This is a genomic window from Advenella mimigardefordensis DPN7, from assembly GCF_000521505.1.
Lineage (GTDB): Bacteria > Pseudomonadota > Gammaproteobacteria > Burkholderiales > Burkholderiaceae_B > Advenella > Advenella mimigardefordensis.
This window is the reverse complement of the sequence record NZ_CP003915.1, coordinates 2,730,450-2,753,031: the sequence shown is the minus strand read 5'-3', so window position 1 is coordinate 2,753,031 and position 22,582 is coordinate 2,730,450. Positions and strand designations below refer to the sequence as shown.

The window sequence follows — 22,582 nt, the reverse complement described above, 5'->3', positions numbered from 1 at the left end:
AATACCCATTTGCGCAACCTGGCCGTTGTTCGCCCGATTGTTTGTCCGCCTGGTACGACCATGGTGGCCGACCTTCACGGGAAGACAGGCTGTTGCCGCTTTTAACAATCTCTCCACTATATCCGCCATGCCTGCTTATGAAAACAACAGAACCAGAGTTCATACCTGATTCCTTCCAGGACGATGCATGGATGAGTGCCGTATGTGCTGGTCTGGACGATGCCGGCTGCGATATGGTGCAGCGGGCGGTGGCCTGGTGTGACCCGATTTTGCAGGGTGCAACGATCGCCACCGGCGAGCCGTCTATCCATCATGCCAAAGGCATGTTGCAAATTCTTGCCTTGTTGCAGCTGGATGCTCCCACACTGGTTGCGGCACTGGTGCTGGCCATTCCCATTGATCTGGAAGAGGAATCGGCACGGGATCAGAAAAATGAGCTGATCGCGCTTTTTGGACTGGAAACGTTCAGCCTGATCAATGGCTCCCGGGCGCTCTTGCGGATCGGCGCGATCGCGCGTAATGCCTCGTCGCAGGGCCATAATGAATCGTCCGGTCAGCGGGAAATGCTGCGCAAGATGCTGCTGGCGATGGCCAGCGATCTTCGTATTGTGCTGATTCGTCTGGCGTCGCGCCTGCAAACCCTGCGCTGGTATGCTGAAACCAAGCTTCCGTGCCCGATAGAGCTTGCCGAAGAAACGCGGGATGTTTACGCCTCTCTGGCCAACCGGCTGGGTATCTGGCAAATCAAGTGGGAAATGGAAGACCTGTCTTTCCGATTTCTGTCGCCCGATATTTATAAGGATATCGCCCGCAAGCTCGAAGGCAAGCGTATCGAACGCGAGGCGCGCATCCAGTCCCTGACCGACGATATTGCCGGATCGCTGGCCGATATGGGGATCGAAGCCGACGTATCGGGCCGGGCCAAGCATATCTACAGCATCTATAACAAAATGCGCAACAAGCGCCTGACGTTTGACCAGCTGTATGACTTGCTGGCGATCCGCATCATTGTCGCCAATGAGCGCGACTGCTATGCCACGCTGTCGCTATTGCAGGCGCGCTGGACGCCGGTCATGAACGAATTTGATGATTACATTGCCCGGCCCAAACCGAACGGCTATCGGTCACTGCATACTGTGCTGAAAACCGCTGATGGCCATACGTTCGAAGCGCAGATTCGTACCCGCAAGATGCACGAATTTGCCGAGTATGGGATGGCAGCGCACTGGCGATACAAGGAAGCGGGCGCCAGGGGTGGCGAGGTGGCTGCCGTGTCCATGTACGACCGCCAGGTGTCCTGGATGCGTCAGCTGCTGGCGTGGCGCAAGGAAGTAGGCCTGCCGGCCGGCGATTCACCGGACAGCGCACCGCCAACCCCGGCGGCGGTACAGCCGCCTGCTCATGCCTCAGAGCCTTCGACTGCAGAGCCCAAAGCGGGGCCGCCCGGTCACGAGCGCAATCAAAAAAAAGCGGCAGAACGCATTTATGTACTGACCCCGCAGGCGCGCGTGATTGAATTGCCTGAAGGCGCCACGCCGGTGGATTTTGCCTATCATCTTCATACCGATCTGGGGCATCGTTGCCGCGGTGCCCGGGTAGACGGACAGATGGTGGCGCTCAATACCAAGCTGCTCAACGGACAGACGGTAGAAATCATCGCTGCCAAGTCTGGTGGGCCGTCACGAGACTGGATCAATACCCAGCTGGGTTATCTGGCCAGTCCGCGGGCGCGTGCCAAGGTACGCTTGTGGTTCAATGCCATCGAGCTGCAAAAGCGCATCACTGCTGGTCAGGATCTGGTGGAGAAAGAGCTGGCCCGGCTGGGTAAAACCGCTGTCAACCTTGAACAGCTGGCTGAGCGTCTGGGCTTTGCCAACAGCGACGATCTGTACGTGGCGGTCGCCAAGGACGAGTTCAGTCTGCGCCAGATTGCGACGGCCTTTCAGGAACCTGATCCCGATGCGGGTACAGCGCACGATACGATTGTGGCGCGCGAATCGGGAGCGCAGAGCGCGGTCAAGACGGGCAAAAGCGGCGTGCTGGTGGTGGGGGTCGATTCGCTGCTCACGCAGCTGGCCCGCTGCTGTCATCCGGCACCGCCGGATCCGATCTGCGGCTTTGTCACGCGGGGGCGGGGGGTGTCCATCCACCGCAGTGATTGCCCCTCGTTTGCGGTCATGAAAACCAAAAGCCCCGAGCGGGTGATCGATGTGGCCTGGGGGGATACGGGAGAGACGGTCTATCCGGTCAATATCGCTATCCATTCGCAGGATCGCAATGGTTTGCTCAGGGATTTGACTGAATTGTTTTCCCGCATGAAACTGAATGTGGTGGGAGTCAACACCCAGAGCAAGGCGTCGATTGCGCATCTGCATTTTACCGTTGAGGTGCGGGACGGAGAACAGCTGCGAAAGGCCATGAACGCCATATTGGATATCCCCGGAATTATCAGCGCTGTGCGTTGTTAAAACATGTAAAATAGCCCTTTACTGCTCGTCTGAACCCCACGCCAGGAGCCAATTTGACTGCTTATTCCTTTCCCGACAACAGGGGCCATTTCGGCCGTTACGGTGGCATTTTTGTCGCCGAAACGCTGATGCACGCTGTTTCGGAACTGAATGAAGCCTATGAGAAGTACAAGGAAGATCCGGATTTCGTCGCCGAGTACCGCTACGAACTGGCGCATTTTGTGGGGCGTCCCAGCCCGGTTTATCACGCCCGCCGCTGGTCCGAGCAACTGGGCGGCGCGCAAATCTGGTTCAAGCGCGAAGACCTGAATCACACCGGTGCGCACAAGATCAACAATTGCATCGGCCAGATTCTGCTGGCACGCAAAATGGGCAAGAAGCGCATTATTGCCGAAACCGGAGCGGGTCAGCACGGTGTGGCAACGGCGACGGTGGCTGCGCGCTATGGCATGGAATGCGTGATCTATATGGGTGCCGAAGACGTGCGTCGCCAGGCCTCCAACGTTTATCGCATGAAGCTGCTTGGGGCAGCGGTGGTGCCGGTGGAATCCGGTTCGCGCACCCTCAAGGACGCCCTGAACGAAGCCATGCGTGACTGGGTCACCCACATTGACGACACCTATTACATTATCGGCACGGTCGCCGGCCCTCATCCCTATCCGGCCATGGTGCGCGATTTTCAGCAAATCATTGGCCAGGAGTGCATAGAGCAAATGCCGGCTTGTGCCGGACGCCAGCCCGATGCGGTTATCGCCTGTGTGGGTGGTGGCTCCAATGCAATGGGCATTTTCTATCCCTATTTATCGCATACCAAAGTCAGACTGATCGGCGTAGAAGCCGCCGGTGAAGGACTGGATACGCCTCGTCACGCGGCGTCCATCAGCGGTGGCCAGGTGGGTGTCTTGCATGGCAATCGCACTTATGTGTTGCAGAGCCGTAATGGGCAGATCCAGGAAACCCATTCCGTATCGGCGGGGCTGGACTATCCCGGTGTCGGCCCTGAACATGCCTGGCTGCATGACAGTAAACGCGCCACCTATGTGGCGGTAGACGATAATACGGCGCTGGAGGCGTTTGGCCAGTGCTGCCGTCTGGAAGGTATTATGCCGGCGCTGGAGTCCGCACATGCGCTGGCCTATGCCGCCACGCTGGCGCCTACCTTGTCACGCGAATCCATTTTGCTGGTGTGCCTGTCCGGTCGCGGTGACAAGGATATGCATACGGTTGCCGAATATACCGGCATCGCGTTGTAAGGAACAGCAATGAGCCAGCAGCGGATCAATAAAACATTTGCAAGGCTGGGGCGGCGTACCGCCCTGATACCGTATATTGCCGCCGGCGATCCGGACCCGGCCACCACCGTGCCGCTCATGCACGCCCTGGTCAGGGCAGGGGCCGATATTATCGAGCTGGGTGTGCCGTTCTCCGACCCCATGGCCGACGGCCCGGTGATTCAGCAGGCAACCGAGCGTGCCATTGCCCATGGGGTGAATTTGCGTGGCGTGCTGGACATGGTCGCCGTGTTTCGTAAAATGGACCAAAGCACGCCCGTTGTATTGATGGGTTATGCCAATTCGATCGAAGCCATGGGGCAGCAGCAATTTGCAGTCCAGGCGGGTATCGCGGGCGTAGACGGAATATTGATTGTAGATTGTCCGCCGGAAGAATATGATGATTTTGCCGGCGATCTGCGTACCCAGGGGATTTCGCCCATATTCCTGCTGTCGCCCACCTCAACCGAGGCCCGAATCCAGGCAGTGGCGCAGCGGGCTGAAGGATACCTGTATTATGTGTCCCTCAAAGGCATTACCGGATCGTCAGCCATTGATATTGGTGAGGTGCGCGAAAGAGTTGCCAGTATCAAGAAAAATGTATCCATTCCGGTCGGTGTCGGCTTCGGTATTCGCGATGCGGCCAGCGCAGTAGACGTTGCCGGTGTGGCCGACGCCGTCGTCATCGGCAGTCGCCTGATCGAAACCATGACAGAGGCGATCACCCAACAACCATCGGCGAACCCGTCCGACGTAGCAATAACGGCTGCCGGAGACTGGTTGCGCAAGATCCGGCATGCGCTGGATCAGAACAGAAAATAAGCATTCAGAAATAAGGATTGACAATGAGCTGGTTAGACAAGATTCTTCCACCACGCATTAATAAAAAAACAGAGCAGCAGGGACGACGTGTGCCCGAAGGCCTGTGGGTCAAATGCCCGTCCTGCGAGTCGGTGCTGTATAACGACGACCTGGTGGAAACCGTTAATGTGTGTCCCAAATGTGGCCACCATATGCGTTTGAACGCCCGTGCGCGGATCGACGCACTGCTGGATACGGACGGTCGCGTGGAAATCGGCGATGGTATCCGCTCCACCGATCCCCTCAAATTCAAGGACAGTCGCAAGTACCCTGAACGGCTGGCTGAAGCCACGCAAAAGTCAGGCGAATCGGATGCGCTGGTCGTCATGAGTGGCAGCATCTGTACCGTTCCCGTTGTGCTCGCCTGCTTTGAATTCGACTTCATGGGCGGCTCCATGGGCTCGGTCGTAGGGGAGCGTTTCGTGCGTGGCGTGCGTGCGGCCATCCAGAACAAGACGCCTTTCATCTGCGTCGCTGCCTCTGGTGGTGCCCGTATGCAGGAAAGCCTGTTCTCCCTTATGCAAATGGCAAAAACCAACGCCATGCTAACGCGCTTATCCCAGGAAGGGCTGCCGTTTATCAGTGTGCTCACCGACCCGACCATGGGCGGTGTGTCTGCAAGCTTTGCGTTCATGGGCGATGTCGTCATTGCTGAACCCAAGGCGCTGATTGGTTTTGCCGGTCCGCGTGTGATTGAGCAGACCGTGCGCGAGCAATTGCCCGAAGGTTTTCAGCGGGCCGAGTTCCTGCTGGAAAAAGGGGCGGTGGACATGGTGATTGACAGACGCGAACTGCGCACGGAACTGGCACGCCTGATGGCTTTGCTGACACGCCAGTCCAGTGAAGCGGTATCTGTCTGAGACAGGAGGCGCGGATGGACTCAGACGCTTTTCGACTCGAGAAAACGCTGACCTATCAGCTGCATCAGTTAGCCAAGCTGATTGATCGGCGCGTCGATTATTCAGACATCCAGCGCATTGCCCTGAATGCTGGAGAAGGGCGCACGATCGCCGTGCTGGGTTATTATGGGACGCTGTCTGTGATTCAGCTGGCCCGACTGGCCAATCTGGACAAGAGCCAGGCCAGCCGGGCAGTGGTCTCGCTGGTTGGAAAAGGCATAATAGAAAAACGCAGCGACAGTCGGGATGCGCGCGCATTTGAACTGTTTCTGACAGAGGCCGGACAACTGGTCTACACCGATATCGTAGACCTGATTGTCCAGCGCAACGAGGTGGCGCTCAAATCCCTCACCCCCCGCGAAAAACAGACATTATTCGGTCTGTTCAGCAAAATCCACCAGAATCTTAGTCAATAGAGGCTGTGTTGGTGCAGTGTTTACGCTGCGTCAGACGCCGCTGTATCACGGGTAATTACGGATATCCGTATTCTTGAATTTAGTTGATTTTTCAATTAAAATGACTAAAAAAAATACCGCAACATTTGCGGGAATTCAGGATAACAGCTTCAGGAGACTTCTTATGCATCAGCCCTTGCGGCAGCCGCGTGCCTCTCTGTATCACCCCTATACCGTCCATGAGCCATACTATCCCGGCGAGCAGCAGGCGACCACTGCGGCTGTGACCATTGTGGGCGGCGGGCCCATCGGGCTGGTGACTGCGCTTATTATGGCGCGCTATGGCATCGCGTCGAACGTACTGATAGCAGAATGCCAGGTGACTGAGGGCAGTCGCGCCATTGTATTTACCAGGCGGTCAATGGAAATCCTGGACTTTGCCGGCGTCGCGCCGCGAATCATGGGCAAGGCGCTGCCCTGGACCAGCGGCAACTCCTACTACAAGGGTGAGCGGGTCTTTCGCATGGAAACGCCGGTCAGTGAACATGACCGTTATGCGCCACTGAACAATTTGCAGCAGAACTGGCTGGAAACCTATCTGGTTGAAGCCGCCCAGGCGCAGCCGCTGATTCGCCTGTGCTGGGGCAACCGGCTTACGTCTTTTAAACAGGACGAATCAGGGGTTGATCTGGTCGTGGATACGCCAGATGGGGAATATACCTGTCGCAATCACTGGCTGGTGGCCGCAGACGGGGCGCGTTCCACCGTGCGTCAGCAAATGGGACTGGCGCTGGAAGGCGATAGTTACGAAGGCCGGTTTGTCATTGTCGATATCCGGATTGACCTGGATCTGCCCACGGAAAGACTGGCATTTTTTTCGCCTGACTGGAATCCCGGCAATACGATTCTGATGCATAAAGAGCCGGACAATATCTGGCGTTTTGATTATCAGCTGGGGGCCGAAGTCAGCACCGAAGAAGCGCTCAAACCGGAGAATCTGGCGGCGGCGGTCAATGCGCAATTGCAGATGATGGGATACCAGGATAACCATTGGGAAATGGACTGGGCCTCGGTCTATTCAGCCCGCGCACTCACGTTGCCCGATTATGTGCATCAACGTGTGCTGTTTGTGGGAGATGCAGCGCATCTGCTCCCGATCTTCGGCGTACGCGGCGCCAATACCGGGTTTCAGGACGCGATGGACCTGTGCTGGAAACTGGCTGCCGTTATTCAGGGTGAGGCTGATATGGCATTGCTAAAAACCTATAGCGCAGACAGGGTCGGTGCCGCCCGGGAAATTATCGGAGAGGCAGGTAAAAGCACCCGTTTCATGGCGCCGCCTACTGCGGGGTTCCGCCTGCTGCGCGATGCCACGCTGACCTTGTCGCTCAAACATGAATTTGTGCGACCCTTGTTCCATTGGCGAACCTCGCGGGCGCACGCTTACCGTGAGTCGCCGTTAAACAGCCTGCAGGATGATAATGCCAGTATGCCCGCCGTGATTGAGAACGGCAGTGTGTTCCCGAGTGTGAAGCTGGGTGACGGCAGCTATCTGTATGACCATTTTGATGAGGGTTTTCAGGTGGTCTATATGGCTGGCGGGGAGGGGGGGCAGGTGGTGCCCGAATCCCTCCGGCAGGAAGTGAGTGCCTTGCGTGCCATTGGCCGGCCGGTAACCCTGCATGTGCTTGGTGCTGAAGGCCCTGCGGTTGAACAGCGCACCGATCATATTGCCTACCCGGTTGCGACCGATGTATTGAGGCAGCGCTACGCGGCAAAAGGCGGGGAGGTGTATGTGGTGAGGCCGGATCATCACGTCAGTGCACGCTGGCAGCAGTATGCATGCGGCTGTCTGAGCCAGTATCTTGGGCAATTGCCGGGTAGCACCGCTCAAAAGGAGAATTAATATGAGTATTCAGACCCAAGCGCTGGAGCAGGTATATGATCATTTGGCCCAGGCCCTGGATTCGGTCCCCGAGTCGGGTCGTACGCTGATGCTGACGCGGCTGGCCTTGCTGATGAGCGAGCAAATCGGTGACTCGGAGGTGATCTGCCGGCTGATCGATCAGGCAACCCTGTCCGGCTAGTGGAAATCGCCACTAGGCATAAAGCGCACACAGTGGCATGATTCAGGCTGCATGCGGCAGCCGTTAAATGGCTCCAGCGGCTTTTGTGCAATACCGGCGCATACATTCGGCGTATCCGATTAAAGTCCGGACCGGCAGGTGACACAGCCCAGTGCCGGGGCAGTACAAGGTGGTTAAAGCAGAAAGCACGCAGCAGCGATAGCAGAAGGCTGTGTTACAGCCCGCTATTCGCTGTCAACATGAGGCTGTCAACAGAAGGCGGTCAAGATGAAGCGGTCAAGAAAATAACTTACGAGTGGAGATAACAAATGAACATCAAACAATGGCTGTCTGCGGCTACCCTGAGTCTGGCTGGAATGGCAGCCCATGCTGCGTGGCCTGAGGGCCCTGTCACCTGGGTCGTGCCGTATCCTGCCGGCGGTGGTACAGACGTCATCGCCCGAACGGTGGCTGCGTCGCTGGAGAAAACACTGGGGCAAACCATTGTGATTGAGAACAAGCCGGGTGGCGGTACTGCCATTGGCGCATCGGCTATTGCCCGCGCCAAACCCGATGGATATACCGTGGGCACAGCTGATTCCGGCACACTCGCCTTCAACCCGTCGTTGTATAAAAGCCTGACGTATGATCCTTCGAAATTTACCTATATCGGCGGGTTGGCCCGGTTTCCGCTGGTATTGGCCGTACCGGCCAATTCTCCGTATAAAACCGTGAATGCATTGATAGAAGCGGCCAAAAAAGAACCCGGTAAACTGACGGCCAGTTCCGCCGGCCCCGGTTCGCCGCACCATCTGGCGCTTGAGCGCTTCAAACAGTTAACGAAAACCAATATCGTGCATGTGCCTTATAAAGGCGCCGCACCTGCATTGCAGGACCTGATCGGCGGTCAGGTGGATCTTATGTTTGGTGATTTGGGCTCGTCTCTGCCCAATATCAGGGCAGGTAAAGTCCGGGTATTGGCGGTTACTGTGCCGGAGCGCCTGGCTCTGCTGCCCGATGTGCCCACCATGGCCCAGGAAGGGGTCGGTGATTTTGTTGCCTATGCCTGGCAGGGTCTGGTCGGGCCGGCAGGCATGCCCGAAGATGTCGTGAAAAAACTGGATACAGATTTGAAAGCGACGCTGGAAAGTGATGCGGTCAGTAAAAAAGTGCAGGCGCTGGGCGTAGAAATCATGCCTATGTCTGCTGCCGAATTCAAAGCGTATTCCGACAAAGAACGCGAAGATTGGGCCAAAGTTATCAAGGCGGGTAATATCACGCTGCAATAAAATCAGACTCCGGTAAACCGGAGCCCCAAAAATACAGCTCAAAAAGCCAGAATCCGAATAGAGCCGTGAGTGGCGATCAATAAGCCGCATTTTTGCCTATCACGGTTCAGCGAATGTGGAAAAAAACCGGGTGCTCAAAAGGTGCATGCGATATGCATACGAGCAGATAACAAGAAAAACGGATAACAAGAAAAACGGATAACAAGAAAAACGGATAACAAGCAAAAAGCCCCTTGTCTGCCACGCTGCAAATACAGCGCAATGACAAGGGGCTTTTTCAGCTCGTGGCCTGCGTCATACCCGATACAGGCCACCGCACTTTACGCGCTACGCTTACTCTTTACTCGTTTCCACGATTTCCAGCGGTTCCGCCTGAACCTGGGCACGCGCCTTGCGAGGTCGTCCTGCCGGTTTGGGAGGAGGTGCCATCAGCGCTTCTTCGGTCAGGCCTGGGCGTGTTTCTACCCACTCCATACCAACGCCGGAAACGATTTCCTTGAGCACTTCCTTGTTGGCGGCCACCGGTTCAGCAACGACGGGCGCCGGGGCAGGAGCCGGTGTAGGAGCGGATGCGGGCGCTGCAACTGCAGTTGTAGGCTCTTGAGCACCGGCGGCTGTCTCTTCTGCGCTCGCGGCTGCTTCTTCGGCTACGGTTACCGGCTGTGGCTCTGCCTGTTCGACAGGGGCATCAGCCTGAGCGACCGTTTTTTCTGCTGATTCGGCAGGCGTCCTGGTGGCAGCGACGTTGCCAGCTGCTGCTATCGGAGCTGCATCGGTCTCAGCGGAAACCGCGGGTGTTGCCGTTTCTACCGATTCCGCAGGTGTTGCTGCTTCAACCGGCTTTGCAGTTTCAACAGGGGTTGTTTCAACCGATGCCGTTTCAACAGCTGTTGTTTCTGCAACAGACTCGGACACAACAGGCGCTTGTTCCGCCAGGGCGGCTGCCGGATGATCAGCGGCGGGCGCTGCGGTCGCGGGTGCTTCCTCGGCGGCAGCGGCTGCGGGTGCTTTAGTTGACAGATCGGTTTGCGCAGGCGTGGCGGTATTGTCAGATACCGAATTGCTTTGCGCTGGCGTTGTGACTGCCACGTTGTCTGCTGCTTCGGCTGCTGCTTCGGTAGCCTGTGCAGCGACGCCTGAGCCTGTGGCGAGCAGCACTTCATTGGGCACGAAAGATGCTTTTTCGGTATCTGCTGTTTCTACCGAATCGTTCTGACGACGGCCACGGCGGCTGCGACGACGGCGGCGACGCGGTTCAGCTTCACCAGTCTGGGTATCTTCGCCTTCTGTTGTACGATCGTTTTCCTCTTCGGAATCGTCGTCAATCAGATCCTGTTCCAGAGGCGTCGGACGAGCAGCTGTTTCCGTGCTGGCCTGACGGCTACGGCGAGGTGCCGGAGCAGTTTCGGCCTGGGCGGATGCTGCGGTCTGTACCTGTTCGGTATTGTCTGTTGTTACAGCGGTTGCTGCTGTGACTTCGGCCTCATCCCCGCTGTTACGGCGGTTACGGCCGCGTCCTCGGCGGTTACGACTGCGACCACCACCGTCTTCCGTGGCGGTGTTTGCCTGCGCCTGGGCGCTGGCGGGCGTTTTGCTGTCGGCAACGCTGTCCTGGTTGTCACTGTCGTCCTGCTTGCGCTGGCGTCCGCGCGGATTACGACGGTTTTCGCCGTCTTCGTCGGATTTTGCCGATGTGCGTTTGTCGCCACGGCGATTGCGGCCACCGCGCTCGCCCCGTTCACCGCTGGCAGCGTTGCGGGAACCGCTACGTGCATTGCGTGTGCCGGTTTTTTCAGTCGCAGATTCGTCTTTTTGCGGTTCTGCCGGTGTGGCTACTTTCGGGCCGGCCAGCCAGGACAGAATTTTCTGGAACATGCCACCGAGGCTGGGGGCGGCGGCACTCACCTGAGGCTGCGCGGCGACTTGCGGTTTAATCGCGCTAGGTGCCGGCTGATCCGGAGAAATGCCTTTGACCAGTGCTTCGGGACGTTCGTTATGTTCGGATTTTTCCTTGGTGGATTCCCAGGTAACGGTGGTTTCCGGTGCTTCGATCAAATCGATGCTGGTTTTCGGGTCATCCAGGCGGGAATCATCGTAGCGAATGCGTTCGATGTGATGATGTGGCGTCTCGAAATGCTTGTTCGGAATCAAGACCAGATTGACTCTCAGTCGGGATTCGAGTTTGACGATATCGGCCCGTTTTTCATTCATCAGGAAGGTGGCCACTTCCACTGGCACCTGAGCGTGCAGGGCAGCGGTATTTTCCTTCATGGCTTCTTCCTGCAGCAGGCGCAGCACATTCAGGGCGCTGGATTCAACGTCACGGATAACGCCGGTGCCGTTACAGCGCGGGCAGGTAATGTGTGAGCCTTCGTTCAGGGCCGGACGCAGGCGCTGACGCGACAGTTCCATCAGGCCGAAACGGGAAATTTTTCCCATCTGAACCCGGGCACGATCCACGTGCAGAGCATCGCGCAGTTTTTGTTCGACGGCGCGCTGGTTCTTGTTGTCCTCCATGTCGATGAAGTCGATCACGATCAGACCACCCAGGTCACGCAGGCGTAGCTGGCGGGCCACTTCTTCGGCGGCTTCCAGGTTGGTGCGCATGGCGGTTTCTTCGATATCGGCGCCGCGCGTCGAGCGGGCCGAGTTCACATCAATGGCGACCAGGGCTTCTGTGTGGTCAATAACGACAGAGCCACCAGAGGGTAACTGGACGGTACGTGAATACGCGGTTTCAATCTGATGTTCAATCTGGAAGCGCGAAAACAGCGGAATATCGTCCTGATAGCGTTTAACGCGATTGACGTTGTCAGGCATCACGTCCTGCATGAAGGCCGTTGCCTGTTGGGTAATGGCTTCGGTGTCGATCAGGATTTCGGCGATATCCGGTGAGAAATAATCACGGATGGCGCGAATCACCAGGCTGGATTCCTGATAAATAAGAACGGGTGCCGGATAGTCTTTGGCGGCGGCATCGATTGCGGTCCACAGTTGCAGCAGGTACTTCAAATCCCACTGCAGTTCGGGAACGCTGCGGCCGATACCGGCGGTGCGGGCAATAATGCTCATGCCTGAAGGCAGGTCAAGCTGCTCCATGGCATCGCGCAGTTCCTGACGATCTTCACCTTCGATGCGGCGCGAGACGCCACCACCACGGGGGTTGTTGGGCATCAGGACCAGATAGCGGCCGGCCAGGGAAATGAAGGTGGTCAGGGCTGCGCCCTTATTGCCGCGTTCTTCTTTTTCCACCTGGATGATGAGTTCCTGGCCTTCGTACAGGGCGTCCTGGATACGTGCATTGCGCACGTCCACGCCTTCCTTGAAATAGCTGCGGACTACTTCCTTGAAAGGAAGAAAACCGTGACGGTCGTGACCGTAGTTGACAAAGCAGGCTTCCAGCCCGGGTTCAATACGTGTAATGACCCCTTTGTAGATGCTTCCCTTGCGTTGTTCACGGCCGGCGGTTTCGATATCGATGTCGATCAGTTTCTGGCCGTCGACAATCGCAACGCGTAATTCTTCTTGATGCGTTGCGTTGAATAACATGCGTTTCATAGAGCAGTTTCTCCGTTAAACGAGAGCAACGAACACCGTTGCACTCACCACGAATAACTGGTGAAACGTAAGAACAGACGACTGACTCGCGCGGATCCCGCGCGAGGTCGGGGGCGCTTTATGTTGGACTATCTGCCGTCGGGTATCGACGTGCAGCAGAGCCAGTCAGAAAATTAACAGAGTAATGTAATTTCAATTGTTGAATTCTTCTGTGTTTTGTCCTGCCGTTTCCTTGCGGTGCCGTCAGGACAAAATAAAAACCAGGGCGCTTCGTTCATTCTGTACGCATATAAACATAATGGCGGTGGTATCTGTGGGCAGATGATGTATGGCCTGCCGCGTTGATAACAGATACGACTTGCGCCGCAATGTTTATAAACCAGTCACTCAAAAGACTGAAATACAGATAGCGGATTGACGTTAGGACGGTACAATGCGTATTTGGCTGACGGGCGGAGACCTGCTTGCAGTTTCTTGGACTACGGGTTTCTCAACGCCGGACGGTTTTAATTCAGTCTTTTTGTGGTCTCCGAATTATAAGGCTCTTTTGAGTATGTGCAAACAAACTTCTGATAAAAAACCAACTTTTTCGGTCCGGCTGGTGCGGGCAGACGCCGGATCCGACGGTCAGCGCATCGATAATTTTCTTATTCGCGAATGCAAGGGCGTGCCGAAAAGTCATCTGTACAAGGCGATCCGCAGCGGGCAGGTACGGGTTAACAGGGGGCGGGTGCAGGCCGAATACCGTGTGAAAGAGGGCGATGAAGTCCGGATTCCTCCCTTGCGGGTGGCCGCCGCCGACGAAAAACGGGTCGTGCCGGCCGGTCAGTTTCCGATTGTTTACGAGGATGAAGCGTTAATTGTGATCGATAAGCCCTCGGGCGTCGCAGTTCACGGTGGCAGCGGAGTGTCTTTCGGGGTGATCGAGCAGATGCGGGCTGCCCGGCCAGAGGCAAGGTTCCTGGAGCTGGCGCATCGCCTGGACAAAGAGACCTCCGGCTTGCTGATTATTGCCAAAAAGCGCGCCGCGCTGGTTGCCCTGCATGGTATGTTCAAAGAGAGTCGCGGGCGTAAGTGTTACCTGGCGCTGGTCGAGGGCGACTGGGTGAACGATAGGCAGCATATTCGGCTGCCGCTGGAAAAATACCTGACGCGCGATGGCGAACGGCGGGTGCGGGTGCGTCCCGATGGCAAACCGGCGCACACGATTATCAGCAAGGAAGCGCGTTTTGGTCGCTACACCCTGGTTAAAGCCGAGCTGCGCACCGGGCGCACTCACCAGATTCGGGTGCACCTGGCCGCCAGCGGCTTTCCTATTGTCGGGGACGAGAAATATGGCAATGACCAGACCCGCGCGGCCTTTGCCCGGGGCGGCTTTGCTCGTATGTTTCTGCATGCGCATACCCTGGAAATCCCGCATCCGCTGACGCAGGAGCGGCTATCACTGACTGCACCGCTGCCCGACGTTTGTCAGCGGTTGCTTGAGCGGCTGGCCGGTTCCTGATTACGGGTGCTGTTTGCTGGCGCAGGCGGCGCCACAGCAGGAAACGCCATTTACGTTGTTTATCTGCACCGCAGCTTCTTCTGATTTCACATTATGGAAAATAGAATGTCTTATTCGCTTGTCATATTCGATTGGGATGGAACGCTTATGGATTCCACTCATACCATTGTTGCGGCAATCCAGGCCGCCTGTCGGGATATGGGGTTTCCTGTACCGGATGTGGCGCAGGCCAGCTGGGTAATCGGCCTTTCGCTTGATGAGGCATTGCACCGTGTGGTGCCCGACCTGACCGCCTCCCAAGTGCCGCGGTTCCTGGAGCGCTATCGCATCCATTACCTGCTCAGGGATCCTGATTTACGCACTTTCGATGGTGTGATCGGCATGCTGGATGCGCTCAAAGCCGAAGGGGTGCCGATGGCCGTTGCGACGGGAAAAAGTCGTGTCGGGCTGAATCGGGTATTGGACAGCATGAAAATGGGCGCGTATTTTGATGCAACCCGTACGGCAGATGAGACATTCAGCAAGCCGCATCCAAGAATGCTCGAAGAAATTCTGGACGAGCTGCTTGTGCCTGCGGCAGAAGCGGTGATGGTGGGCGATACCTCGCATGATATTCAAATGGCCCATGCGGCCGGCATGGCCAGCATCGCCGTTACCTATGGAGCCCATAGCGTACAGGAGCTGATTGACAGCAAACCCACGCTGATTGCGGATACGCCGGAACAATTACACGCATTTTTGCTGGAACATTGTCGAAAAATAGCTGTCTAAATTTCAAAATAGCGATATTCGTTATTTTTGCCGTCATTTTTGCGTCTGCAAACCACCGGAGTTAACGATGTCTATACGCCCGCGCTATCCCCGCATTCCGTCTTCCCAGATCACGCCCGAGCCGGTCTGGCAGGCCAGGCGCCAATGGATGCAACAGATGGCGGGCATTGCCGCCGGCACCGGACTGGCGGGTCTGGGCGCAACGCTGCCCCAGACAGTCGGTGCAGCCGAGACTTTGCCGGCGATTGCCGGCATGCAGCCCAATCCGCAATATGCTGCTGCGAAAATTGATCGCAAGCTCACGACGGAAAAAGACATTACGTCCTACAATAATTTTTACGAATTCGGGACTGGCAAGGGCGATCCGCTGGATTACTCGGGAAAAATGCGGGTTGAACCCTGGCAGGTGCAGGTGAGCGGCGAAGTGGAAAAGCCGCGTACCTTCGATCTGGACGAGCTGGTTAAGCTGGCACCACAGGAAGAGCGGGTGTACCGGCTGCGGTGTGTTGAAGCCTGGTCGATGGTGATCCCCTGGGTGGGCTATCCGCTGTCGGCGCTGCTCAAGCAGGTGCAGCCCACCAGCAAGGCAAAATTTGTCCAGTTTGTGACAGACACTCAGCCCGAGGCGATGCCAGGCCTGCGGGATCGCATTATTCCGTGGCCCTATCGGGAAGGCTTGCGCATGGACGAAGCCATGAATCCGCTAACGCTGCTTACGTTCGGCCTGTATGGCAAGCGTCTGCCTAACCAGAATGGCGCACCGCTGCGGATTATTGTTCCCTGGAAGTACGGCTTCAAGTCGGGCAAGTCACTGGTCAAAATCGTGCTCACAGAAACCATGCCTGAAACCAGTTGGGTGGCGATCGCCTCGTCGGAATACGGGTTTTATGCCAATGTGAACCCTGATGTGCCGCATCCGCGCTGGAGTCAATCGCACGAGCGTGTCATTGGCGGCGGTTTCTTTGATCCCAAGGTGCCCACCCTGAAATTCAATGGCTATGCAGAGCAGGTTGCCTCTATGTACAGTGGAATGGATTTGCGTGCCAATTATTGAACGACAGCAATTGCATGACGGGGTGGTTTTATGTCTGATTTTACCGGTGTGGCGCCGCCAGTGGCTGCCACCAGGGCGGCTGCAATGACGCGCAGGCGCTGGACCGCCAGCCAGGTGGGACGCTTTAAGCCCTTGCTGTTTGTTCTCTGTCTGATCCCTTTTTTGCGCTGGTTCTATTTGGGGTACACCGATGGCCTGACAGCCAATCCTGTCGAATTCATTACCCGTTCTTCCGGTTTCTGGACGCTCGCCATGCTGCTGCTCACGCTTGCGGTAACGCCGGTCCGGCAGTTGCTGGACCAGCCTGCGCTGGTGCGAGTGCGACGCATGCTGGGGCTGTTCGCCTTCTTTTATGTGGTGCTGCATTTGCTGACCTGGGTGGTGCTGGATCGTAATATGGATTTGTCATCCATGATCAAGGATGTGCTGGATCGCACCTTTATCTTTGTCGGCATGGCGGCGTTTCTGCTGATGCTGCCGCTGGCGCTGACCTCTACGCAGGGCTGGATGCGCCGGCTGGGACTCAAGTGGATGCGCCTGCATCGGATGATTTATGCGATTGGTGTGCTTGGTATTGTGCACTTCTGGCTGATGCGGGCTGGCAAGCATGACTTTGCCGAGCCGATTCTGTATGGTACGCTGCTGGCGCTGCTATTGCTCTGGCGGATAGTGCGTGCATGGCGCAATCGGCGGCGCACGGTCGCTGTATAACGCTTTACAGGAAGGCTGTTGCGCTGGCCGCTATTGACCGGACGTCGTTTGCGTCAGAAAATACTTAATCAGAATGAAACAGAAGGCGGAAACATGCAAAGACGGGCCTGGCTGCTACTGGCAACCGCGGCACTGGGGCTTGGCGCCTGCACCGCAGGTTTGCCTGCATTGCCCATCGATACGTCGCTGCGCGCAAGTAGTCAGGATAGCCGGGTTCGTTTTATCGTGCTGCACTACACCTCTGAAAATCGTGCAGAATCCCTGCGTTTGTTGTCGCAGGGGCAGGTGAGTGCTCACTATCTGATAACAGATGAGCCGGTCAGAATCTTTTCGCTGGTCGACGAAAACCGGCGTGCCTGGCATGCCGGGGCGAGCCAGTGGTTTGAGTATCCCAATCTGAATGCCATGTCCATTGGTATTGAAATGGTCAATGCCGGGCCGCTGGACGCTGCGCATACTCGCTGGGCGACTTATTCGCCCGCGCAGATCACTATGCTGGTGGCGTTGCTGCGTGATATTCAGTCGCGTCATCACGTGAGTGCCTGGAATATTGTGGCGCATAGCGATATTGCCCCCTTGCGCAAGAGCGATCCCGGTCCTGCTTTTCCCTGGCGGGCGTTGGCGCAACAGGGGCTGGGCCGCTGGTACGATGAATCAGCCGTCGTGCAGCGCATCCCATTGCTGGATGCCCGTACGCTGTCAGATGCCTCGGTTGTTCAGGGATTGCTGGCGCGTATAGGTTACCCGATCGCGCAAACCGGCGTGTGGGATGCGCAGACGCGACAGGTTGTGCGTGCCTTCCAGATGCATTATAGACCGGCCGACTACGCCGGTCAGGTGGATGCGCAGACACTGGCCATAGCTGAAGATCTGGCGCGCCAGATGTCCTCGCCACAGCCCTAGTGTTTATCACAATAACGTTCGCGCCTTTGGAAAAAGTGCGGGCGTTGTAACCCCGCAAGGCCCCGCATGTCCAGTATGTCCGGTCAAGCCCGGTCAGCCCGGTCAGCCTGCCCCGGGATCTCTGGGGTTCTAGGCCAGAAACAGAAACAATGTTGGAAATTTGTCCAGATCGGGTTGCGGCTGTCGTTTCCAGCCGGCAATGGTATCGGTCCGGATCCATTCATCGCCTGTGGTCAGCGCGCGCGCAATGCAGAGCCGGGTACCTGGATTCAGGGTTTGAAGCAGGGTGGCGAACATGGCCATATTGCGGTAGGGCGTTTCAATGAACAATTGCGTTTGGTTGTGGCGGGTAGAAAGCTGTTCCCAGCCCTTGATCTGCTTGCTGCGTTCAGCCGGCGCAATGGGCACGTAACCGTGAAAGGTAAAGCGCTGCCCGTCCAGGCCACTGGCCATCAGGCCCAGCAGAATAGAGGATGGCCCGACCCAGGGCACGACCTGAATACCCAGTTGATGGGCCAGCAGCACGACGCGCGCGCCGGGGTCGGCCACCGCGGGGCAACCCGCCTCCGAAACCAGGCCGATGGCGCCGCTGGTCTCGGTGAGCCAGCACCGGATATCGGCTTCGGCTGTTTTGGCGCCCAATGTGTGAATCGTAATGTCCTGAATAGGGCCTTCGGTGCCGGTCTGTTTCAGGTATGCGCGGGCGGTTTTGGCGTTTTCGGCAATATAGGTCTTCAGAACGGAAGCCTGCTGCCGGGCGCCGGCGGGCAGCCATTGCTCGATAGCGGCCTCGCCCAGGCTGACAGGCAGAAGGTGAAGCGTATCAATCATAGTGGTTGCGCCAGTAACGTGGGATTGAGGTCGAAACCGCGCAGCATGCGTGACAGCTCGATCAGGGGAAGCCCGATGATAGCGGTTGGGTCATCACTGTGCATCGATTGCATCAGGCTGATGCCCAGGCCCTCCGCCTTGGCGCTGCCGGCGGTGTCAAACGGCTTTTCCACGGTCAGGTAATGTTCAATTTCCTGGTCTGACAGTTCGCGGAAGACGCAATGTGTGATGACATCGGCAACGGCGCTGCGTGTGCCGTTGGTGACGGCCAGCGCGCTATGGAAGGCGACGGTTTTGCCAGACAATTCGCGCAGCTGTGCGAAAGCGCGTTCATGCGTGCCCGGCTTGCCAATGGGCTGGCCGTCGTGCGTCGCTACTTGATCGGAGCCGATCACCACACTACCGGGGTGCAGGGCGGCAACGTGCTGTGCCTTGGCCAGGGACAGGCGTTGCGATAGCGCTTCGGGCGCCTCGCCGGGCATAGCGGACTCGTCGATCCCGGGGGAAATAGCCTCAAAGGGCAGGCCCAGGCGTTGCAACATGGCCTTGCGATAGACCGAAGATGACGCGAGAATAAGACGCGGAGGGGAAAATGACATGGTTTTCATTGACTTATCGGATGTGAACAAGTTATTATCTTATGTTTTCCGGGAATTGTGTGGGTGAGCACTGCAAACCCGCCGCGAAATCCGGGAAAAGACCGAATGTGTAATTGGTCTGCAAGAACAGGATCGGCTAGTGATATAGCGGTATCGATATAGCAGTATTGGGCGGTATTTGATATGGTGCTGTCTGATATAGCGCTGTCATATGGTCGGTTATAAAGGGTCGGGTTATAAAGGCGGTGAGTGCGCATTGGCAGGATTTTACCAATGGAGCCGAGCCTGATGCCAGGCCTATAGCCGGGCTGTCAGGGCTATAGGGCAAAAAGGGCGTAAGCCCGCTTTATTTAACCATTTTACTGATCCGCCTGAAAATGTTCGGCAGGTCGATATCTGTAATACAATATCTGGCTATTTTATGAAACCCGGTCATCCTGTGATCGACGTACTGGATTTTATCTCCCGCGGCGCAGAGCAAAGCGGTGAGACGCCGTTGTCGGTGTTTTCACGCACGAGTGATCTGCTGCCAGCGCAGGTTTTGCCGTCGGACGAGGCAGGCGCGGCAGAGGTTGATGGCCTGGTACACTGGTCTGTGCGTGGAGAGCGCGCCCAGTACGGAAAACGTTATCTTCATCTGGAAGTCAGCGCCCGGCCGATTCTTATTTGCCAGCGGTGCATGCGGCCTTTTGTCTATGCGGTTGAAAGTGCTGCGCAGCTGGAAGTGGTTACCAATCAGGCTGCGCTGGACGAAGACAACGAGGTCGATGATCCGGATATGGAAATCCCGGACCGGATTCTGGCTCAGGCCAGTCAGCCCGTGCTGGAGTTGGTGGAAGACGAATTCATTCTGAGTCTGCCCTACATACCCAGGCATGATTATGCATGCGTGCAGTATGACAATCAGGACACGCCCGAAGGGGCAGGCAAAAAACCATCGCCGTTTGCGGCGCTGGCAGCTTTAAAGAAGCAGTAACTTAACCTATTTTCTGCATAATTTTTGGGTTGTGCAGTTTTATTATCGGAGTCATCATGGCCGTTCAACAAAACAAAAAGACACCTTCAAAACGCGGTATGCACCGTTCGCACGATTTTCTGACGACACCTGCGACAGCAATCGAGCCTACTTCTGGTGAATTGCACCTGCGTCACCACATCAGCCCTAACGGCATTTATCGTGGTCGCAAAGTTCTGAAAACGAAAAACGACGAATAATTCTCTGTTTAACCGGTAAGGGAAGTGACGGACTGTCGGTGCGGTTGCTCGCGGCATTTCTGATCACCCCCGCTGTATTACCGTAACGGAAACATTATTAATAGTGATCAGAATTGCAATTGACTGTATGGGGGGCGATCACGGCCTTCCCGTCACCGTGCCGGCGGCCGTTCAGGTCGCCGCAAAGTTTCCTGATACCTGTTTTCTGCTGGTGGGTCTGCCTGATCAGGTAGAGGCCGCCCTGAAACAGGCGCGCCCGGCCAATCCTGCCCAGTTTGAAATTGTCGCTGCGTCCGAAGTGGTGACCATGGAAGACCCGGTGGATATCGCGCTGCGCAAGAAAAAAGATTCCTCCATGCGCGTGGCGGTCACCTGTGTCAAGGATGACCGTGCCGATGCCTGCGTCTCTGCGGGCAATACCGGTGCCTGGATGGCCATTTCCCGATATGTCCTCAAAACCATGGAAGGTATTGATCGTCCTGCCATTGCTGCCGCGATTCCCAATCAGCGGGGCGGCACGACGACGGTGCTTGATCTGGGGGCCAATGTCGACTGTTCAGCAGAGCATCTGCTTGAATTTGCCATCATGGGTGCGGCGTTGTCGCAATCGGTTGAGCATATTGAAAACCCCAGCATCGGTTTGCTCAATATCGGGCAGGAAGCCATCAAGGGCAACGATGTGGTCAAGGAAGCGGCCGAGCTGCTGCGCGCCAGCAACCTGAATTTCTACGGTAATGTCGAAGGCGACGATATCTTCAAAGGCACGACCAATGTGGTTGTCTGCGACGGTTTTGTCGGCAATGTGGTGCTCAAGTCTGTCGAAGGGCTGTCCAAAATGATCGGCAGTATGATTCGTGATGAATTCATGCGCAACCCGTTCACCATGGCGGCCGGCCTGTTCGCACGGCCTGTTCTGAATCGCTTCCGCAAGCGGGTCGATTCGCGCAACCATAATGGCGCGGCATTGCTCGGTCTGCGCGGTGTTGTGATCAAAAGTCACGGTTCCGCCGATATCTACGCCTATACTGTCGCGCTGGAGCGCGCTCGCGAGGCAGTGGCCAGCAAATTGCTGGAAAAAACCTCCAGCTCCGTGCTGCAGATCAGTCAGCTCATTCGCTCAAAAAATACGGAAAGCAGCGCATAATAGTTATAAAAACTATAAAATTGCCTGTTTTACTTATTCACATCGTCTTCGGAGCCATACATGACTTATTCAACCATCGTGGGTACGGGAAGTTATTTACCGCCAAAATGTGTCACCAACACGATGCTTGCTCAAGATATGGCCCAGCGGGGTCTTGAAACGTCCGACGAATGGATTGTGACCCGTACCGGCATTCATCAGCGACATCTGGCCGATGCCGGTGTCACCTCCAGTGAATTGGGCTTTCTGGCGGCCGAAAAGGCCCTTGCCGATGCAGGTATTGCTGCGGCAGACCTTGATCTTATTATCGTTGCCACGTCCACGCCCGATTTTATTTTTCCCAGCACTGCCTGCCTGATTCAGGCCAGACTGGGTAACAAGGGTGGTGCTGCATTTGATGTCCAGGCGGTCTGCAGCGGCTTTGTTTATGCACTGACCACTGCCGATAGTTTTATCCGGGCGGGTAATGCGCGCAATGCGCTGGTCATCGGTACCGAAGTGTTCTCCCGCATTCTGGACTGGAATGATCGCGGTACCTGCGTTCTGTTTGGTGATGGTGCCGGCGCCATGGTGCTGCAGGCATCGGATGAACCCGGCATTCTGGCTTCGCAGTTGAATGCCGATGGCTCACTGCACACGATTTTGAATACCGCCGGGCGGATTGAAAATGGTCAGGTTACCGGCGACCCGTTCCTGCGTATGGATGGGCAGTCCGTGTTCAAACAGGCCGTAACGGTTCTGGATAAATCAGCACGTCAGGTGTGTGAAAAAGCCGGCGTTCAGCTCAGTGATCTGGACTGGATGGTGCCGCATCAGGCCAATATCCGTATCATCGACTTCCTGGGCCGCAAATTGGGCATCTCCAGTGAAAAAGTGGTGGCAACGGTGGGCGAACATGCCAATACCTCGGCTGCAAGCGTGCCGCTGGCTTTTGATGTTGCCCGTCGTGACGGACGCATCAAAAAGGGCCAATTGGTGCTTATGCAGGGCGTAGGCGGTGGCTTTACCTGGGGTTCCGTGCTGGCCCGTATCTGACTTTTCAC

General features: G+C 56.6%; 20 protein-coding genes. 17 read left to right on the top strand and 3 right to left on the bottom strand.

Annotated elements, in window-relative coordinates:
* The first annotated feature begins 137 nt into the window (after window positions 1-137).
* From MIM_RS12660 to MIM_RS12625, 8 genes are all read left to right on the top strand, one after another.
* On the top strand, window positions 138-2,468 hold the full coding sequence (locus MIM_RS12660) for a RelA/SpoT family protein (RefSeq protein WP_025373128.1): 2,331 nt from the start codon (window positions 138-140) through the stop codon (window positions 2,466-2,468).
* Window positions 2,469-2,521: 53 nt separating this feature from the next.
* Window positions 2,522-3,721, top strand: a complete 1,200-nt coding sequence (gene trpB, locus MIM_RS12655) for a tryptophan synthase subunit beta (protein ID WP_025373127.1) — start codon at window positions 2,522-2,524, stop codon at window positions 3,719-3,721.
* Between the two features lie 9 nt (window positions 3,722-3,730).
* The gene (trpA, locus tag MIM_RS12650) at window positions 3,731-4,561 is read left to right on the top strand and encodes a tryptophan synthase subunit alpha (protein WP_025373126.1); all 831 of its coding nucleotides are present in this window, start codon (window positions 3,731-3,733) and stop codon (window positions 4,559-4,561) included.
* Between the two features lie 23 nt (window positions 4,562-4,584).
* The gene (gene accD, locus MIM_RS12645) at window positions 4,585-5,460 is read left to right on the top strand and encodes an acetyl-CoA carboxylase, carboxyltransferase subunit beta (RefSeq protein WP_025373125.1); all 876 of its coding nucleotides are present in this window, start codon (window positions 4,585-4,587) and stop codon (window positions 5,458-5,460) included.
* Window positions 5,461-5,474: 14 nt separating this feature from the next.
* Window positions 5,475-5,915, top strand: a complete 441-nt coding sequence (locus MIM_RS12640) for a MarR family winged helix-turn-helix transcriptional regulator (protein WP_025373124.1) — start codon at window positions 5,475-5,477, stop codon at window positions 5,913-5,915.
* A 163-nt stretch (window positions 5,916-6,078) separates the two neighbouring features.
* A complete protein-coding gene (locus MIM_RS12635) occupies window positions 6,079-7,800 on the top strand; it encodes an FAD-dependent monooxygenase (protein WP_025373123.1) in 1,722 nt (573 codons plus the stop codon).
* Between the two features lies 1 nt (window position 7,801).
* Window positions 7,802-7,981, top strand: a complete 180-nt coding sequence (locus MIM_RS12630; protein ID WP_025373122.1) for a hypothetical protein — start codon at window positions 7,802-7,804, stop codon at window positions 7,979-7,981.
* 308 nt (window positions 7,982-8,289) lie between these two features.
* Window positions 8,290-9,249, top strand: coding sequence for a Bug family tripartite tricarboxylate transporter substrate binding protein (locus MIM_RS12625; RefSeq protein WP_025373121.1), 960 nt, complete (start codon window positions 8,290-8,292; stop codon window positions 9,247-9,249).
* Between the two features lie 333 nt (window positions 9,250-9,582).
* Here the strand turns inward: MIM_RS12625 and MIM_RS12620 are convergent, their stop codons facing one another.
* Complete coding sequence (locus tag MIM_RS12620; RefSeq protein WP_025373120.1) at window positions 9,583-12,807, bottom strand: Rne/Rng family ribonuclease; 3,225 nt, start codon at window positions 12,805-12,807, stop codon at window positions 9,583-9,585.
* A gap of 553 nt (window positions 12,808-13,360) precedes the next feature.
* Here MIM_RS12620 and MIM_RS12615 point away from each other — a divergent pair.
* The 5 genes from MIM_RS12615 to MIM_RS12595 all read left to right on the top strand — a co-directional run bounded on the left by MIM_RS12615 (window position 13,361) and on the right by MIM_RS12595 (window position 17,750).
* Window positions 13,361-14,311, top strand: coding sequence for an RluA family pseudouridine synthase (locus MIM_RS12615; RefSeq protein WP_025373119.1), 951 nt, complete (start codon window positions 13,361-13,363; stop codon window positions 14,309-14,311).
* A gap of 105 nt (window positions 14,312-14,416) precedes the next feature.
* Entirely contained in the window at window positions 14,417-15,082 is a 666-nt protein-coding gene (locus MIM_RS12610) for an HAD-IA family hydrolase (RefSeq protein ID WP_025373118.1), read from the top strand.
* 67 nt (window positions 15,083-15,149) lie between these two features.
* Complete coding sequence (msrP, locus tag MIM_RS12605) at window positions 15,150-16,136, top strand: protein-methionine-sulfoxide reductase catalytic subunit MsrP (protein ID WP_025373117.1); 987 nt, start codon at window positions 15,150-15,152, stop codon at window positions 16,134-16,136.
* 30 nt (window positions 16,137-16,166) lie between these two features.
* A complete protein-coding gene (locus MIM_RS12600) occupies window positions 16,167-16,847 on the top strand; it encodes a protein-methionine-sulfoxide reductase heme-binding subunit MsrQ (RefSeq protein WP_144084645.1) in 681 nt (226 codons plus the stop codon).
* 93 nt (window positions 16,848-16,940) lie between these two features.
* Entirely contained in the window at window positions 16,941-17,750 is an 810-nt protein-coding gene (locus tag MIM_RS12595) for an N-acetylmuramoyl-L-alanine amidase (RefSeq protein ID WP_025373115.1), read from the top strand.
* Between the two features lie 129 nt (window positions 17,751-17,879).
* On the opposite strand, the gene MIM_RS12590 is transcribed toward MIM_RS12595, so the two are convergent.
* Both MIM_RS12590 and MIM_RS12585 read right to left on the bottom strand, forming a co-directional pair.
* Window positions 17,880-18,581, bottom strand: a complete 702-nt coding sequence (locus tag MIM_RS12590) for an SAM-dependent methyltransferase (RefSeq protein ID WP_025373114.1) — start codon at window positions 18,579-18,581, stop codon at window positions 17,880-17,882.
* Window positions 18,578-19,189: a Maf family nucleotide pyrophosphatase gene (locus tag MIM_RS12585; RefSeq protein WP_144084644.1), complete on the bottom strand. Its 612-nt coding sequence runs from the start codon at window positions 19,187-19,189 to the stop codon at window positions 18,578-18,580. Before MIM_RS12585 ends, MIM_RS12590 begins: the two co-directional genes overlap by 4 nt.
* A gap of 412 nt (window positions 19,190-19,601) precedes the next feature.
* Here MIM_RS12585 and MIM_RS22160 point away from each other — a divergent pair, with 412 nt between their 5' ends.
* From MIM_RS22160 to MIM_RS12565, 4 genes are all read left to right on the top strand, one after another.
* On the top strand, window positions 19,602-20,156 hold the full coding sequence (locus tag MIM_RS22160; RefSeq protein WP_025373112.1) for a YceD family protein: 555 nt from the start codon (window positions 19,602-19,604) through the stop codon (window positions 20,154-20,156).
* Between the two features lie 56 nt (window positions 20,157-20,212).
* Window positions 20,213-20,395, top strand: a complete 183-nt coding sequence (rpmF, locus tag MIM_RS12575; protein WP_025373111.1) for a 50S ribosomal protein L32 — start codon at window positions 20,213-20,215, stop codon at window positions 20,393-20,395.
* Window positions 20,396-20,498: 103 nt separating this feature from the next.
* A complete protein-coding gene (plsX, locus tag MIM_RS12570) occupies window positions 20,499-21,539 on the top strand; it encodes a phosphate acyltransferase PlsX (protein WP_025373110.1) in 1,041 nt (346 codons plus the stop codon).
* 60 nt (window positions 21,540-21,599) lie between these two features.
* Window positions 21,600-22,574, top strand: coding sequence for a beta-ketoacyl-ACP synthase III (locus MIM_RS12565; protein ID WP_025373109.1), 975 nt, complete (start codon window positions 21,600-21,602; stop codon window positions 22,572-22,574).
* The last annotated feature ends 8 nt before the right edge of the window (window positions 22,575-22,582 follow it).